Origin of the sequence: Nitrosomonas sp. (genome assembly GCF_019752095.1) — a bacterium.
Classification (GTDB): domain Bacteria; phylum Pseudomonadota; class Gammaproteobacteria; order Burkholderiales; family Nitrosomonadaceae; genus Nitrosomonas.
The window spans coordinates 75,771-91,983 of sequence record NZ_JAIEMO010000008.1 but is presented as its reverse complement, the minus strand read 5'-3'; the positions used below and the strand labels follow the sequence as shown (position 1 = coordinate 91,983).

General features: G+C 44.0%; 9 protein-coding genes. All 9 read left to right on the top strand.

Annotated features, from left to right (window positions below):
• The first annotated feature begins 127 nt into the window (after nucleotides 1-127).
• The 9 genes from K2Q13_RS03585 (at nucleotide 128) to K2Q13_RS03545 (ending at nucleotide 16,129) form a co-directional block, all read left to right on the top strand.
• Nucleotides 128-1,369: a TraB/GumN family protein gene (locus K2Q13_RS03585; protein ID WP_292919291.1), complete on the top strand. Its 1,242-nt coding sequence runs from the start codon at nucleotides 128-130 to the stop codon at nucleotides 1,367-1,369.
• Nucleotides 1,370-1,375: 6 nt separating this feature from the next.
• Entirely contained in the window at nucleotides 1,376-3,232 is a 1,857-nt protein-coding gene (locus tag K2Q13_RS03580) for an ABC transporter ATP-binding protein (RefSeq protein WP_292919290.1), read from the top strand.
• A 185-nt stretch (nucleotides 3,233-3,417) separates the two neighbouring features.
• Nucleotides 3,418-5,421 carry a TonB-dependent receptor gene (locus K2Q13_RS03575; RefSeq protein WP_292919289.1) on the top strand — a complete coding sequence of 668 codons (2,004 nt, stop codon included), beginning with the start codon at nucleotides 3,418-3,420 and terminating at the stop codon, nucleotides 5,419-5,421.
• 227 nt (nucleotides 5,422-5,648) lie between these two features.
• Nucleotides 5,649-6,080, top strand: coding sequence for a YfiR family protein (locus K2Q13_RS03570; protein ID WP_292919288.1), 432 nt, complete (start codon nucleotides 5,649-5,651; stop codon nucleotides 6,078-6,080).
• Entirely contained in the window at nucleotides 6,080-8,833 is a 2,754-nt protein-coding gene (locus K2Q13_RS03565) for a response regulator (protein WP_292919287.1), read from the top strand. Before K2Q13_RS03570 ends, K2Q13_RS03565 begins: the two co-directional genes overlap by 1 nt.
• On the top strand, nucleotides 8,830-10,950 hold the full coding sequence (locus K2Q13_RS03560) for an EAL domain-containing protein (protein ID WP_292919286.1): 2,121 nt from the start codon (nucleotides 8,830-8,832) through the stop codon (nucleotides 10,948-10,950). Before K2Q13_RS03565 ends, K2Q13_RS03560 begins: the two co-directional genes overlap by 4 nt.
• A complete protein-coding gene (locus K2Q13_RS03555) occupies nucleotides 10,937-12,892 on the top strand; it encodes a diguanylate cyclase (protein WP_292919285.1) in 1,956 nt (651 codons plus the stop codon). The genes K2Q13_RS03560 and K2Q13_RS03555 overlap by 14 nt, the downstream gene beginning before the upstream one ends.
• A gap of 610 nt (nucleotides 12,893-13,502) precedes the next feature.
• Complete coding sequence (locus K2Q13_RS03550) at nucleotides 13,503-15,542, top strand: TonB-dependent receptor (protein ID WP_292919284.1); 2,040 nt, start codon at nucleotides 13,503-13,505, stop codon at nucleotides 15,540-15,542.
• Nucleotides 15,530-16,129, top strand: a complete 600-nt coding sequence (locus tag K2Q13_RS03545) for a YfiR family protein (protein ID WP_292919283.1) — start codon at nucleotides 15,530-15,532, stop codon at nucleotides 16,127-16,129. The genes K2Q13_RS03550 and K2Q13_RS03545 overlap by 13 nt, the downstream gene beginning before the upstream one ends.
• Nucleotides 16,130-16,213 lie beyond the last annotated feature (84 nt).

The following is a 16,213-nucleotide window of genomic DNA, read 5'->3' as shown; positions in this document are numbered from 1 at the left end:
TTTGCTCCATCACTCAACCTTACCCAAATTTCATCCACTCTAGCTATCGTCGTGATAACTACTGTACTGTTATGCAATACTGGTATCATCCGCCATTCCTTAATGATTTATTTTCATCCAATAACCCATGGTCAATATTGAAGAGCAACCTACTGAAGAACCGGGCATATCTAGCATTCATGCTGAGCCAATCAAAACCATTAAAGTCAACAACTGCAGCATCACATTACTGGGAACTGCGCATGTCTCAAAAGCGAGCGCAGATAAGGTGCAGGAGTTAATTGCGACGGGAAATTATGATGCGGTGGCAGTTGAATTGTGCCCAAGCCGACACAAAGTCATCGTCAACCCCGACGCTATGGCTAAAATGGATCTATTCCAAGTAATCAAAAAAGGACAAGCCAGCATGGTCGCTGCCAGTCTCGCATTAGGCGCCTTCCAACAGCGTATGGCGGAACAGTTCGGTATTGAGCCGGGCGCTGAAATGCGTGTCGCCATTAAAGATGCACAAGATGCTAAATTACCAGTTTTATTGATAGATCGAGAAATCGGCACAACGATGAAACGGATTTATCACAACGTTCCCTGGTGGAAGCGCATGAATCTTTTTGCCGGTTTGATAGGCAGTGTCATCAGCAAAGAAAAATTCAGCGCCGAGGAAATTGAGAAACTCAAAGAAGGTGATGTTCTGGAAAGTTCTTTTTCACAATTCGCCGAAAATGAAAAAGATCTATTTCATCCCCTCATCAGTGAGCGCGATGAATATATGTCCGCCCGCCTACTCAAAGAAAGCAAAGAAAATAACTACCAGCATATCCTCGCAGTGATCGGCGCCGGCCACCTGAATGGCATGGCGCAGCAGCTTGAGACACAAAGCATCACCCATCCGGAAGAGCGAATTGCACAATTGGATACTATTCCCCCTTCCTCGCAATGGCTCAAATTTATACCATGGCTGATTGTTGCACTCATACTTACAGGATTTGTTATTGGCTTTATGCGCAGCCCGGAACTGGGAACAGCTATGGTCGTTAGCTGGATAGTGATCAATGGCGGACTTTCGGCGCTTGGTGCAGCGATAGCTTTTGCGCATCCGCTCTCGATTCTGACCGCTTTTCTGGCAGCTCCGCTAACATCACTCAATCCAACCATTGGCGCAGGTATGGTAGTGGCCGCCGTAGAAACTTATTTGCGCAAGCCGAAAGTTGGCGATTTTAACCGACTCAGAACTGACACAACCACATTGAAAGGCTGGTGGAGCAATCGGGTAACTCGTATCTTGCTGATTTTTATTTTATCTACATTGGGTTCTGCGATTGGTACTTATGTCGCTGGATTCAGAATTTTCGAGCAGCTTAGCTCAAGTTAGACGGCTATGCTCGGCTTCTTCGAACGCCTGATCAACCCTTACCCTCCGGAACACCCCATCGAACCGCCGCTGGGGTTGTACCAGTTTTGCCGCCACTACACTCAGGGAATCGAACCTTATCTTGTGTTGTTAGCGATTCTAACCACTTGCCTTGCAGTCAGTGAAGCCATGCTCTACAGCGTTCTGGGACAAATGGTCGATTGGTTGGCAGAAAGGAAAACCGAGCACTTTCTGGAAGAGGAATGGCCAACCTTACTGGGCATGTCAGTTTTCATTCTGATAGTAATACCGCTATTAGTATTAATGCACTCATTAGTAATCCACCAAACACTGATGGGCAATTTCCCCATGCGTGTCCGCTGGATGTCACACCGCTATCTGCTTAACCAAAGCTATGCATTCTTTCAGCACGAATTCAGCGGGCGCATCGCCACCAAAGTCATGCAAACTGCAATATCAGTCCGGGAAACCGTACTCAAGCTGATCGATGTCATGCTATTTGTATCGGTTTACTTGACCACCACCTTATTCCTGGTCGTCAATGCAGATCCGGTTTTATGTGTGCCCTTGCTGGTTTGGCTTGCTTTATATATTGCCATCCTGTCATATTTTGTCCCGCGTTTAAAACGTATATCCACCTTACAAGCCGATGCACGTGCGCTCATGACCGGTCGTATTGTTGACAGTTACACCAACATCCTGACATTGAAATTGTTTTCACGCAGTCAACGTGAATCAGCGTACGCTCAGGCAGGCATGGAAGAATTCATGGCAACGGTGCACCCACAAATGCGCTTATCAACAGGTCTGAATTTTTGTGTTTGGGTCATCAATATGATGATGGTATTCGCAACCGGCGCATTGAGTTTGACGATCTGGCAACAAGGTGATATCGGGCCAGGTGCCATAGCAATTGTCATGAGTCTCGCTATCCGGCTGACCGGCATGTCACATTGGATCATGTGGGAAGTTAACACGCTATTCGAGAACATGGGTACAGTCCAAGATGGCATCAACACGATTTCCAAACCGCAGCTTGTCACTGACCTGCCCGATGCCAAAGAATTACAGGTACATCAAGGCACCATCCACTTCAGTCATGTCTCCTTTTCCTATCACTCTGAGCATCGAGAATCCCTCAACATTTTCGATGATCTCAATTTGCACATTGCTGCCGGCGAGAAAGTGGGCATTGTAGGTCGATCAGGTTCTGGAAAATCGACTTTCGTCAGCCTGCTATTGCGTTTCTACGATATGCAGCAAGGCAGCATCACCATCGACAAACAGGATATTCGCACCGTGACGCAGGATAGTCTGCGTGCCAATATTGCCATGGTGACTCAGGACACTTCCCTGCTGCATCGATCGGTGCGCGATAACATCCTATTTGGCAGACCGGATGCTACCGAAGACCAAATGATCACAGCCGCCAAACAAGCTCAGGCGCATGAATTCATTCAATCATTGAGGGATATTAAAGGTCGAACAGGCTATGACGCTCATGTCGGTGAGCGTGGGGTCACTCTATCGGGCGGTCAGCGGCAACGCGTTGCCATCGCTCGCGTACTGTTAAAGAATGCACCCATTTTAGTCCTCGACGAAGCCACTTCAGCATTGGATTCCGAAGTCGAAGCCAGCATTCAGCAAAGCCTCTACCAGTTGATGGAAGGAAAAACGGTGATCGCGATCGCGCACCGACTCTCGACGATCGCTGCAATGGATCGGCTTATTGTATTTGACAAAGGCCGCATCGTTGAGCAGGGTAGCCATGCAAAACTCATTGCCAACAATCAACTTTATGCGCAATTATGGAATCATCAATCAGGTGGATTCCTTGGGTTGCTAGAAAATGATCTGGCTTAGCTAAATCGATATAAAAATACAATCTGCACAACGCATTATAGAGAGTTGGGACTCTGCAATCTTGAGCAAATCAAATTCTATCCTTCTCATCTAATGATTTAAGGTAATAAAGCTCCTATTTCTCGGATATTGGGAAGTCGCTTGACATGTTTAAATATTAACATTTAGAACTCAAGCAGCCCATCGTGCTCATTCCACAGAAATCTCAGTCGCTTATTCTGCGTTTTCCTACAAGAGCAGGATTGCTATCCGTTTTGCTTTTCACACAAACACCTCTGGTCTTTGCTACAGCAAACTTAGAGCAATTGAGCCTGGAACAATTGATGAATATCAGTGTCGTCGGTGCGTCAAAGTATGAGCAAAAACAACAGCAAGTCGCCGCTGCTGTCAGCGTGATTACCCGTAAAGATATTAGAACCTACGGCTGGCGCACGTTGAGTGAAGCACTGGCCAGTCTTCCAGGTATTCATACCACATATGATTATCAATACGATTATCTAGGCACTCGCGGTCTGGGTTTACCCGGAGATTTCAATACCCGCGTATTGATTACGATCAATGGCAACCGCATCAATGACGCTACCTATGATCAGGGACCTACGGGGCGGGATTTTCCGCTCGATATTGATTTGATTGATCGGATTGAATTTATTCCGGGTCCAGGTAGTGCCGTCTATGGCCCAAACGCCATGCTCGGTGTGATCAACATCATTACGCGCAAAGGCTCTGACGTAAAAGGTGTCGAACTTTCAGCTTCTTATCAAACTGCGGAAGTCATGCCACAAGAACGTGTCACCATGGGTAAAAAATTTGACAATGGTTTAGATGCATTAATTTCCTTTTCCGGTCTTCAAGCTCGAGGCGTAGACCGCTTCTTTGATTTTGGTGAAGCTGGCATTTCCGGAGTAGCACACCGCCTGGATGGAGAAAACGTCAAGCAATTATTCGCGAATGCAGCGTATGGCCCATTTTCTTTTGATTTCATTTACGGTAATCGTAAGAAGGAAGATCCTACCGGTGGATATTTTTCCGATCCCCTAGTAGCCGGTCAATTTATACGAGACCGTCGCCTGCACACACAAATCCAATATAGCGATAATTTTGCCAACAACACGCTCAATGTGCTGGGTCGGATGTTTCTCGGAAAATATAACTGGGATGGTTATAACGTGTATGAGGGACAGAATGTGCACTCCACCGGGCCTAGTGACTGGCACGGTTCTGAATTGCGCCTGCTTTCAACAGCAATCAACAATCATAAACTGATGTTCGGCGTCGAATACCAAAATAATACGCGCATCCATCAAACCTATCAGAGTTTCGACAACCCAGATGATAATGTATTTATCAGAAGTTCTATGGTTCGCGCCGGCGTGTATATCCAGGATGAATGGCGCATTACCGAAACATTGTCAGCAACCGTCGGCCTGCGTTACGATTACAACACCTGGATTAACAGCCGGTTAAGTCCGCGTGGCGCACTCATATGGCAGGCTACACCTAAAACAACCTTCAAGGCGCTCTATGGGCGCGCGCACCGCTCTCCCAATGCATTCGAACGTGATTACAACGATATCTCATCGCAGGTCGCCAATCCAGGACTCCGCAGCGAAGCAATTGATGCCGCTGAATTCGTGGCAGATTATATGGCGCAACCCAATTTTAATCTGCGCGCCACAGCTTATGTGTGGGATATGCACAACATCATTACATTAGGGATAGATCCGGTCAGCGAACTTACTCAGTATCAACAAAGTGCGAGCAAGATACGAGCTAAAGGGGCGGAAATATCATTGGATAAAGCTTGGGACTCCGGAGCACGGCTGCGCAGTAGTTATGGTATTCAAAACGCAGAACAACAGGATTCGCATCTGCCTAACTCCCCCTATCATCTGGGCAAGATAAACATTTCTATCCCGATACCACTGATAACCGGCTTGCGGGCTGGATATGAATTGCAATATTACGGCAAACGTAAAACGCTTGACGGCTCTAATACTGACAATTATGTGCTCTCCAATCTCAATCTAGTATCTGATGTCCCTCGGATAAAAGGACTGGAAGCATCGCTCAGTTTTTATAATCTGTTTAATGAAAACTATCTGCATCCGGCCGCCGATACCAACTGGCAAAATACTTTCTTACAGCCAGGCCGCACTGTGCGCCTCAGATTGGATTATCGATTCTAGGATAATTCAATATGGCATTATTTTGTATAAAACTGAGACTAATATTCATCCAATGCCTGGACAGAAAGATTTGGATATTCCTAGCACGGGAATATGTAACTCTATGCAGCAACTACCTGACAGAGAAACAACCAATCTCAATTTATCTTTCACTAATGCCGTTATCCTGCTTCTTAATATTAGGTTTTTCACCACTGACTTACGCAGAACAACCAACGGAGTACCGGATGAAAGTAGCTTTTTTATACAATTTTGCTGCCTATACTGAATGGCCAGACCGGCATATTCAAAACTTGAATTTATGTATTTATGATGAAAATCCGTTCGGAGAATATTTACAACACATACAACAAAAGAAAATTAACAATGAAGAAATAGTAATCAAGCATGTAAGAAATATCGATGACCTCACCAATTGTCAAATGATTTTCATCACCCGATCAGCTATTGGCAATCTCGATCACGTCATTAATCTACTGAATGGAAAACCAATTCTTACCGTTGCCGATACCCCAGGTACCGCCTCGAAAGGTATTGTGCTTAACATGGCAGTAAAAGAGGGAAAAGTTACATTTGAGGCCAATATCGCCAAAGCAAAGAGAAGTGGTTTAAAACTCAGCTCTCAATTACTACGTTTTGCCAGTGAGATCTATCAATAATGAAGAACTCATCACCGACAGCCATCACGCTTCGCTCAAAATTGCAACAAATCAGTCTCGCCACACAGTGCACCGCCATGCTACTGGTTGCAACTCTTGTTATTTGTAGCAGTTTTTTGATCAGTTTTTATTCATTATCACAAACCAGTCAGTCAACAGCTAAGTTATTGGCTGAGAATGCCGTGGCCACTTTAATGTTTCAGGATAAAAACACCGCTCAAACGCTATTGCATTCTCTGAAAAATACCAATGAAATTCAAGCCGCCGCTATTTACAACGAGGCAAAAATACAATTTGTAGCATACTCTGTCACCAGTAAATTGCTTCCCCCAACTTTACCGTCGTTAGAAGAAAATTTTAAGGCAAGTCTTAATTTCTTAACAATTACCCAACCTATCCGCTTCAATGACCAGGTTTTGGGGGGTCTGTACCTGGAAATTTCTTTGGCACCACTTTACTGGCAAATTCTTTGGCACATTGTCATTACCATCACAGCAGCTTCACTTGCCTTACTGATCGCCAACCTGATGCTACACCGATTGAACCGATCCGTACTGGACCCGCTCAACGAGCTCTCCACCACCATGGATCATGTTACTAATCAGGCAGACTACTCAACTCGAACCAAATCCAGTTCTATTGTTGAATTGAATACACTATCCAAAGGATTCAATAATATGCTGGAAATGATTCAAGATCGTGATGAAGAACTTGCAAATCACCTGGATCATCTTGAAGAAGAAGTCACAAAAAGAACAACTGAATTAGTGCTTGCGAAAGAATCGGCGGAAGCTGCGAGCAAAGCTAAGAGCGAATTTTTAGCAACAATGAGTCACGAAATCCGCACCCCGATGAATGGGATTCTAGGAATGACTGAATTACTTATAGGCAGCCAACTAAATCGGGAGCAGCAGAGATTTGCTGAAACAGTCCAAAGCTCAGGACAGCATCTGTTAGGGATTATCAATGACATCCTTGATTTCTCTAAAATTGAATCAGATCATATGGAACTGGAGATCATTGATTTTGACTTGGTACAGCTGATTGAAGATACGCTGACAATGTTTGCTCATCCTGCTGACAAAAAGGGGTTGGAGTTAGCGGCACAATTTTCACCTCCCAATATAGCTTTTATGGTGCGGGGAGATTCGTTCCGGCTACGACAAATCATTGCAAATCTGATTAATAATGCCATTAAATTCACCTCACATGGAGAGGTTGTGATTCGCACTCAATTGAGTGAAACAACCGAATCCTTAGTTGACATCAAAATTTGCGTTGAAGATACCGGCATTGGAATTCCTCCGGAACATCATGAGAAGATTTTTCATCATTTCTCCCAGGCAGATGGTTCGACTACAAGGCAATACGGAGGGACCGGGCTAGGACTCACGATCTGCAAAAGATTACTGGAATTGATGGGAGGAAACATTCATGTAGAAAGTAATCTCGATCAAGGTTCCAAGTTCCGGATTAATCTTCAATTGGAGAAATCCCCACTGAAGCACGCATACCAACCTAATATAGCTAATTTAGCTGGCATCAAAGTACTGGTTGTGGATGACAATCAGACGAATCGGGAGATTCTTAAACTCCAACTGCAAAACTGGCAAATTCAAGCGGTGTGTACTGATGGTCCGGAACAAGCTCTCGCTGCCATGAAAGATGCTCTTGATTACAAAGAACCATATCATCTAGCCATTCTGGACATGCATATGCCGAAAATCAATGGGTTGCAGTTGGCAGAAAAAATTCATGCCGATCCTGAATGGAGCAAAACCCGCATGATGATGTTAACTTCAACCCATAGTGATATCACGCAACTGGCAAGGGAAAATGCCGGGATTCTTCGCTACGTCAATAAACCAATCCGCCAGAAAGAATTAATTGATATTATCATGGATGTTATGGGACGCAATCTCGATAAGCCAATTGCATCCGCACAAAATCCCTCTCCGTCTGTCCCCCTGCTCTTAAAGGGATCTGTTTTACTGGCTGAAGATAATCCAGTCAATCAAGAAGTAGCAAAGGCGATGTTAAGTCGACTGGGCCTGGATACTGTAATCGCAAATGATGGCAAGCAAGCTGTCGATCTGATCCGCAACAATCACTACGATATAATTTTAATGGATTGTCAAATGCCGGTGATGGATGGTTTTGAAGCCACTGTTCAGATTCGGCAACAGTTTAACAAGATACCAATCATTGCCCTGACAGCCAATGCTACTGAAAACGATCGGATCCAGTGTTTAAAAATGGGAATGGATGACTTCCTTTCTAAACCTTATTCGCTCAATCAATTACAACAAAAAATCCTTCAATGGTTACCCACAAAAAAAGACAATCCTATGAATGCTGAAAATTCGGAACCCGTTGCAATAGAGTCGGAATGTAACGCTGTCTCAGCACTCAATCCGATTAGGCTTGAGGAGATTCGAGAACTCGACCCTACCGGAGGAAGCAGCCTGCTGCAGAAAATTCTACAGGCCTTTCTCGAGTCTGCTGATAACGGTCTACGACAGCTTGAACAGGCAATTCTGAATAATGACGCTGAAGGCCTGCGCCAATCGGCGCATGCTTTGAAATCCAGTTCGGGAAATATAGGTGCTGAAAGCCTATCCGCCATCTTCAAACAACTGGAAATTGATGGGCATGCCGGAGAATTAATCCGCGCAAAAGCGCTACAAGCAAATATGCGCTCACATTATCAATGCGTTACCACTGAGATAAGAAAAATACTTACACCATCGTGATTGCAAAACTTTTTAAAATCTTACTGGCCGATGATGATGCAACGGTCAGACTCCTGATGCAAGCCGCGCTAGAGAAAGCCGGCTTCGAGGTTACGCTGGCTTGCAATGGAACAGAAGCCATCCGTTTGTTTGAAACAACACCTATCGATATGATTATGCTCGATGTTGAAATGCCCGACATGGATGGTTATACGGTCTGTTCATACGTGCGGGAAAAAGTTGGCAATGAACTTCCTATTATCATGGTCACAGGAATGGATGATATGCAATCCATTACCCGCGCTTTTGAGGTTGGCGCGACAGATTTTATCCCCAAACCGATCAACTGGAATCTACTTAGCTATCGGGTATTGTATTTGAAACGCGCCTACTTGAATTTGCTCGCACTCAAAGCTGCTAACGCGCGCAATGCAGCAATTTTCAGTGCCATTCCCGATACAATGTTCATTATCAATAACCAAGGAAAAATTTTGGAAATCTGCAGTGATGCAGATACTACGCCCTGGTTGATTCGAAATTCGGAAAATCGATTGCATCAAAGCTTGCCTCAAGATATCGTCAATTTATATATAGATGCCGCAGGGCAAGCTCGCTACAACGGCACGGTTGAGCTTTTCGATTACCCGCTCAAGCTGGATAACGATGAAACTAAATACTATGAAAATCGTATTGTTGTGATCGATTCTGAAGAAACACTTTGCCTCGTTCGCGATATTACTGATCGTAAGGACTCTGAAAGTAAAATTTTCCACCTTGCCTATTATGACACTCTAACTGGACTGCCAAATCGTCAATCTTTTATGGAGCGTTTAAAGGGAGAAATTAAACGTGCCCGCTATACTGATAACAAATTAGCAATTCTTTTTCTGGACCTGGATGGATTCAAAAGTATCAACGACACAATGGGACATAATGCCGGAGACACTATTCTTAAGTGCGCAGCCGACCGCTTACAAAATAGCACACGTCTTTCTGATTTTGTATCACGCACTAATCAAAATCCTTCAGAAGTTAAATTAGCTCGTCTCGGAGGCGATGAATTTACCGTTATTATTCCTAATTTATTACGCACGGAAGATGCGCTAATTCTAGCGCATCGAATTCGTGAAACTATGCGTCACCCTTTTCACCTCGAAAGCCGTGATGTCGTACTCACTACAAGTATTGGCATTGCTCTCTACCCGAGTGATGGTAATGATGCCGAAACCCTGCTGAAACATGCAGACACAGCAATGTACCATGCCAAAAATGAAGGCAGGGATAATTGCCAATTCTACAACGCTGAGCTGACACTTCAGGCGGAAAAGCGCATGCACTTGGAAAACGATCTACGTAATGCATTGCAGCTCAATGAATTTTATCTTGTTTACCAACCACAGTTCGATATTGCAAAAGGCAACTTTCAATCAGTAGAAGCACTGATACGTTGGCAGCATCCAAAACAAGGACTTGTTTCTCCACTTGATTTCATCCCTTTAGCAGAAGAAAATGGCTTAATCCTCCCAATCGGAGAGTGGGTGTTGCGCACAGCATGTACTGAGGCCGTTCAATGGCATAAGAACGGAAAATGTTTGCAAGTCGCTGTCAACCTCTCTCCTCTGCAGATCAAGGATCCTGAACTGGTGAAGAAAATACTCGGCATTCTAACCGAAACAGGCTTTCCTCCCAGCAAACTGATCCTGGAGATTACGGAAGGCGCTTTGATGGAGCATGATGAAAATACGTTGACTACACTGCACGAGCTACGGAAGCATCAGATTCAGATTGCCCTGGATGATTTCGGCGCAGGCTATTCTTCTATGAATTATTTGAGGCGCTTACCCATAAATTATATAAAGGTAGACCAAAGCTTCATTCGTGATATGTTAGAAAATAAAAACAATCTTGCAATCGTCTTGGCGATGATTTCATTATCAGCGAATCTCGGTTTTTCTGTGACTGCCGAAGGCATAGAAACATTAGAGCAAGCTCAGGCTCTTAAATATTTCGGTTGTGATACTCTGCAAGGCTACTACTTTAGCAAACCAATCACCGCAGAAAAAATTTATTCTATCATCGACCAGAAGTGGTCAATTCAGGCATCCAATCCCAGCGCAATCGATCATGAAAATAGCTGACCTTAACCAACTAAAAATTAGCACATTATTGCCCAGTCCTAAAGGCGTGGCGCTGGCACTGCTAGAAGCTTGCCGTCAAGAGAATGTATCCATCAACGAAATCACCAAGCTCATTCAAACTGATCCTGCACTTGCAGGTCGCTTGATTCAGCGGGCCAATGCAACTAAACAAACCACGCGCGCAATCTCATCCATAGCAGAAGCCGTTTCTCGTGTCGGGCTAAACACCGTCAAGCAATTGGCCATGGGGTTCTCGCTCATCGATCAATATTCAAAAGGCCCAAACAAAGGATTTAATTACCAGGAATTCTGGTCTCATTCGCTATTGATGGCAATTGCAATGCAAGAATTGAATAAGTCAACTCAAGTTTCTTCATCTGAGGATTTATTTTCTTGCGGTTTGATGATGCGCATTGGTTGCCTAGCACTCGCTTCAATTTATCCCGAGCAGTATTCCGAGCTCATACAGAAACAATCACCAGACATCCCTTTGAGCCAATTGGAACAACAGCACTTAAAGACTGATCATAATGAGTTGACTGCTGCGATGTTAATTAATTTTGGCTTCCCAAATATTTTTGTGGAACCGATTTACTATCATGAGGTGCCTGACGAATCTGGTTTTTCTGAAGGTTCTCGGCCTCACCAAATTCTGCATCAGCTTTACTTGGCGAAACAGATTGCTGATTTTGCATTAACCAAAGAATCTGAGCGTAATCAGCGCATTTCAGGGCTGTTATTACTGGGTGGAAAAATAGGTCTGGATACCGAAACATTTGGCAACTTTATCGACCAAATCATAGGGGAATGGCATACATGGGGGAAAATACTTAAGATAACAGCCCAGGAACAACTTCCATCCTTTCATAAAATGATGAGCGCAGCCGCGCCACGGCCGGAAGATGCAACCAACGCCGCTTCACTACGAATACTCCTGGTTGAAGATGACCCAACCAATCTTATCCTTTCCATGGAATTGCTCTCCAATGTTCTGGGTCACACTGTGTATACCGCCAATAATGGTCAACAGGCATTAGCACTTGCTATGGAGGTATTGCCGCACATAGTCATCACCGATTGGATGATGCCCATCATGAATGGTCTTGAATTAACCAAATCATTACGAGCAACTGAATGGGGACAAAATTTATACGTCATTATGCTCACCAGTATCGAAGATGAAGAAGAAGTTATTAAAGCATTTAATGCGGGCGTCGACGATTATGTGACCAAGCCCATAAATATTAAGGCTTTCCGGGCCAGGTTGCGAGCAGCCTGGCACTACCGACAATTACAGGAAGCGTGGGAACAGGACCGCGAGCAACTCAAGCGCTTTGCCGCTGAATTAGCGGTTACCAATCGTAAATTAGAATACTATGCCCTGACCGATATGCTGACAGAATTACCCAACCGGCGCTCTGGCATGGAAACACTGTCTGAGACATGGAGTGTCGCAAACCGAACCGGTCAACTGATGGCAGTCATGCTCATCGATATTGATCATTTTAAAAAGATCAATGACAACTATGGTCATTCAATAGGCGATAAAGTACTTAAAGAAGTATCTGCGATTATTCGAAAAACCGCACGCAAAGGCGATACCTTTTGCCGCATGGGAGGAGAAGAATTTCTGGTTGTATGTCAGCTAGGAAATACGGATGTAAAATCATCTATCTTTTTTGCAGAAAGACTTCGACATCAAATAAGCCAGCAACAAATCAAAATCGGCGAAGTTCATATTCAAATCACGATAAGTATTGGCGTTGCTTTCAAGGAAGCCGGTATTAAAAACGAAGATCATCTTGTCAATGCGGCCGATAAAGCACTATATGCAGCCAAAAATGCAGGACGAAATCGAATCTATCTATCGCTAAAAGATAAACTTCTGGCTGCGCCTGCATCTACCGAGAAAATTGATCCATCTGCAGATAAAACCAAGTAAAGTCATTCCTTGAAAGAAAGAAAGCCTACATTAACTGTGATCAAGGTTTCAAAGTAATTATTGGACAAGTAATATGTTAACCCCTGGCGTCGAAAAGTCCATAAGCCTTACTCACAAAAAACCACGATAGTCGAACTGAAAGCTAATCGCTTGGATCTCGATCTCTGAGTTAACGATACAGCGCAGTCTGAAGTTGTTAGACCTCATACTGTTTTGCAAATTTTGTGATCGCAAGTAATCCATCGATATCCGCAAAAAAACTGCAGCAAATCAGTTCGTAGATCTGTGTAATATACAACCCCGTGGCAAGACCACGGGGGGAATCGAAAGTTGAATTTCAGTTCCAAGCTACTCCAGCTAGCCACCAAGATCTATCAGTAACCGACGGTTCCCTTGCTAAATATCAGCGCTCTAAGCTGATACCTCTCACCGCTGTATAGATTCATTCAGTTTCGAGAAATATGTACTTTTTATCAGTCATATCTCGTTCTAGGACGCCTATACATTGTGTAAAAATCTCATAGCTCTGGATCGTAGGCTTAGCTGACAGCCTCAATGAGAATACCTTTAAATCAATTCACTACAATTAACTCGTTTGATGAATCAAAATATGCCTAAAAACCTGATTCTGAATTTATCAATTCTCATCCTTCTGGGTTGTTTTGCAAAACTTAACATTGCGGGAAGTCATTCTGTTGATAATCAATTCCTGAACTTGAGTATCGACGAGCTAATGAATGTCAAGGTCACCACGGCTTCCAGAACTCCGCAGAAGCTTTCCCAGGTGGCATCCGCTATTTTTGTAATCACGCAGGATGACATACGCCGTTCTGGCGCCACCAGTATTCCCGATGCTTTAAGAATGGCACCTGGAGTGAATGTGGAACGCGTCGGCACCGATAAATGGGCGGTCAGTATCCGTGGCTTTAATGGTCTCTATGCTAACAAATTACAAGTCCTGATGGACGGGCGCAGCGTTTATTCTCCAGTTTTTTCCGGTGTGATTTGGGAACAGCAAGATACGCTCATAGAAGACATTGAACGTATCGAGGTGATCCGTGGCCCTGCGGCAACTTCCTGGGGATCCAATGCAATCAATGGCGTTATTAACATTATCACCAAGGGAGCCGCCGATACCCAGGGCACACTCTTCACTGCCGGCGGGGGAAGCTTTGAACACGGTTTTGTGGGCGCACGCTACGGCGGTATGGTCAATGAAGAAACGCCTTTCCGTGTCTATGCCAAAGGATTTACCAGAGGCCAAACCCAATCCTTATCCGGGGAAAATGCTAACGATCAATGGCATTCGGCCAGAGGCGGATTCCGCTTTGACCATAACCGTGGCATTGATCAATTTACTTTGCAGGGTGATTATTTTTCCAATTTCAGCGGAAGTACTTTAGAGAAAGATGCTATCTATCTCTCGACCAACCCAACAGGTCAGATAAGTGGACGTAGCGAAGGTGGAAATGTACGTTTTCGCTGGGACCGGTCCATTTCTGAACAATCATCGTTCATGCTGCAGGTTTATTATGACCGTACTCTGGCAAACTTACAGCCCATAGGAAAATTTGATGCCGAGAGCTTTGACATCGACATGCAGTATCGTTTTCCGTTATTCGATCGACATAACCTGACTTGGGGAGCCAATTACCGGCTGTATCACAACACACTTGCCGATACCAATTTAGTGACATTTTCCCCTCGTGTGCGTACAAATCATTTGCCCAGCACTTTCATCCGCGATGACATCACGCTGATACCGGATCGCTTGTTATTCACAATAGGCAGTCGATTCGAACATAACGATTTTACCGGCATGGAAATACAACCCAATGCGCGGTTAATGTGGACGCCTAATACTGAGAACTCAATTTGGATGGCAGTATCTCGTGCCGTGCGAACGCCTTCACGGGGTGAAATCGATGGCAAGATTGATGTAACACCATCTTTATCAGCTGCTGGATTGAACTTACCTAACTTGCCGTTTCCTATCACAGCAACATTATTCGGCAACAATAAATTTAATTCAGAAAAATTGATCGCATATGAACTAGGGTACCGGTATCAGTTCTCCCCACAAGCTTCCATCGATATGACGGGTTTTATCAACGACTATAGTCAGTTACGCGATCTGAGCTTTGGTGCATTATCGCTCAGCACAGGATTACCGATACAACTGTTACAGCCTGTTATGCTAAATAATCAAGGATCTGCATTGACTTATGGCTACGAAACATCGATTGATTGGAAACCAAGAGATAACTGGCGCCTGCAAGGTAACTACAGTTTCATCAATATAGATTTTTCTTCGAATAGCTTTTTAAGTAGCACTAACCCAACCGCAGGCGGTTTAAAAAAAGCAAACCCCCAACACCTATTGTCAGTGCGCTCAAATTACGATTTATCTGAAAAATTGCAATTCAATCTTTGGTTACGCTATACCAGTGGTGTCTCGATATACAATATCCCTGGCTACGCTACTATGGATGCAAAGCTGGTCTATAGGCCAACCAAGAATACTGAGCTTTTCGTTGTCGGTCAGAATCTGTTCAGTCAAAATCACAGGGAGTATGTATCTGACTTTATTCCTATAGTACCCGTGGTTATTCCACGGGGAATTTATGCAGGAGCGCAATGGCGCTTCTAGCCCAAAACGTCGACATGCAATTTTATAACCGACTCATCAAGCTTCCAGGTACATTCATCGGTCGATGTGCCTGCTACACAATTTTAGCTTTATGGTTAGGTTATGGCCTGCCTATTTCTCATTCACTCGCCAGAGCCGACAGCATCCTGGAATATCAAGTCAAAGCAGCTTTTATTTATAACTTCATCGCATTCACACATTGGCCCGATAATACGAATGCAACCATCCATCTCTGTGTTTATGGCGAAGACTATTTCGGCAATGAAATCGATAAGTTACAAAATAGACCGATTGATAAACGGAATATTAAAGTGTTGCGAATAAGCAATCCAGAGCAACTAGAAGATTGTCAGACCATATTTTTTTCTAACTCAGTTAGCTACAATCTATCCAGTATTTTAAGCACGTTACAGAATAAGCCTATCCTTACCTTAGCTGATAGTTCTAACGGCATATCCAATGGCGTCACCATCAACATGAACCTAGTCAATGAAAAAATTGTGTTCGAAATTAATTTATCGATTGCACGGAAATCCGGACTCGATTTCAGTTCCAAACTACTCCAACTAGCCGCTAAAGTGTATTAATCAAGATACTTTATTGGCAAGAATTACCCCCTCTTTTACAGCTATATCTCGCCTTCGATTAAGAAACATTACATATAAAATCGC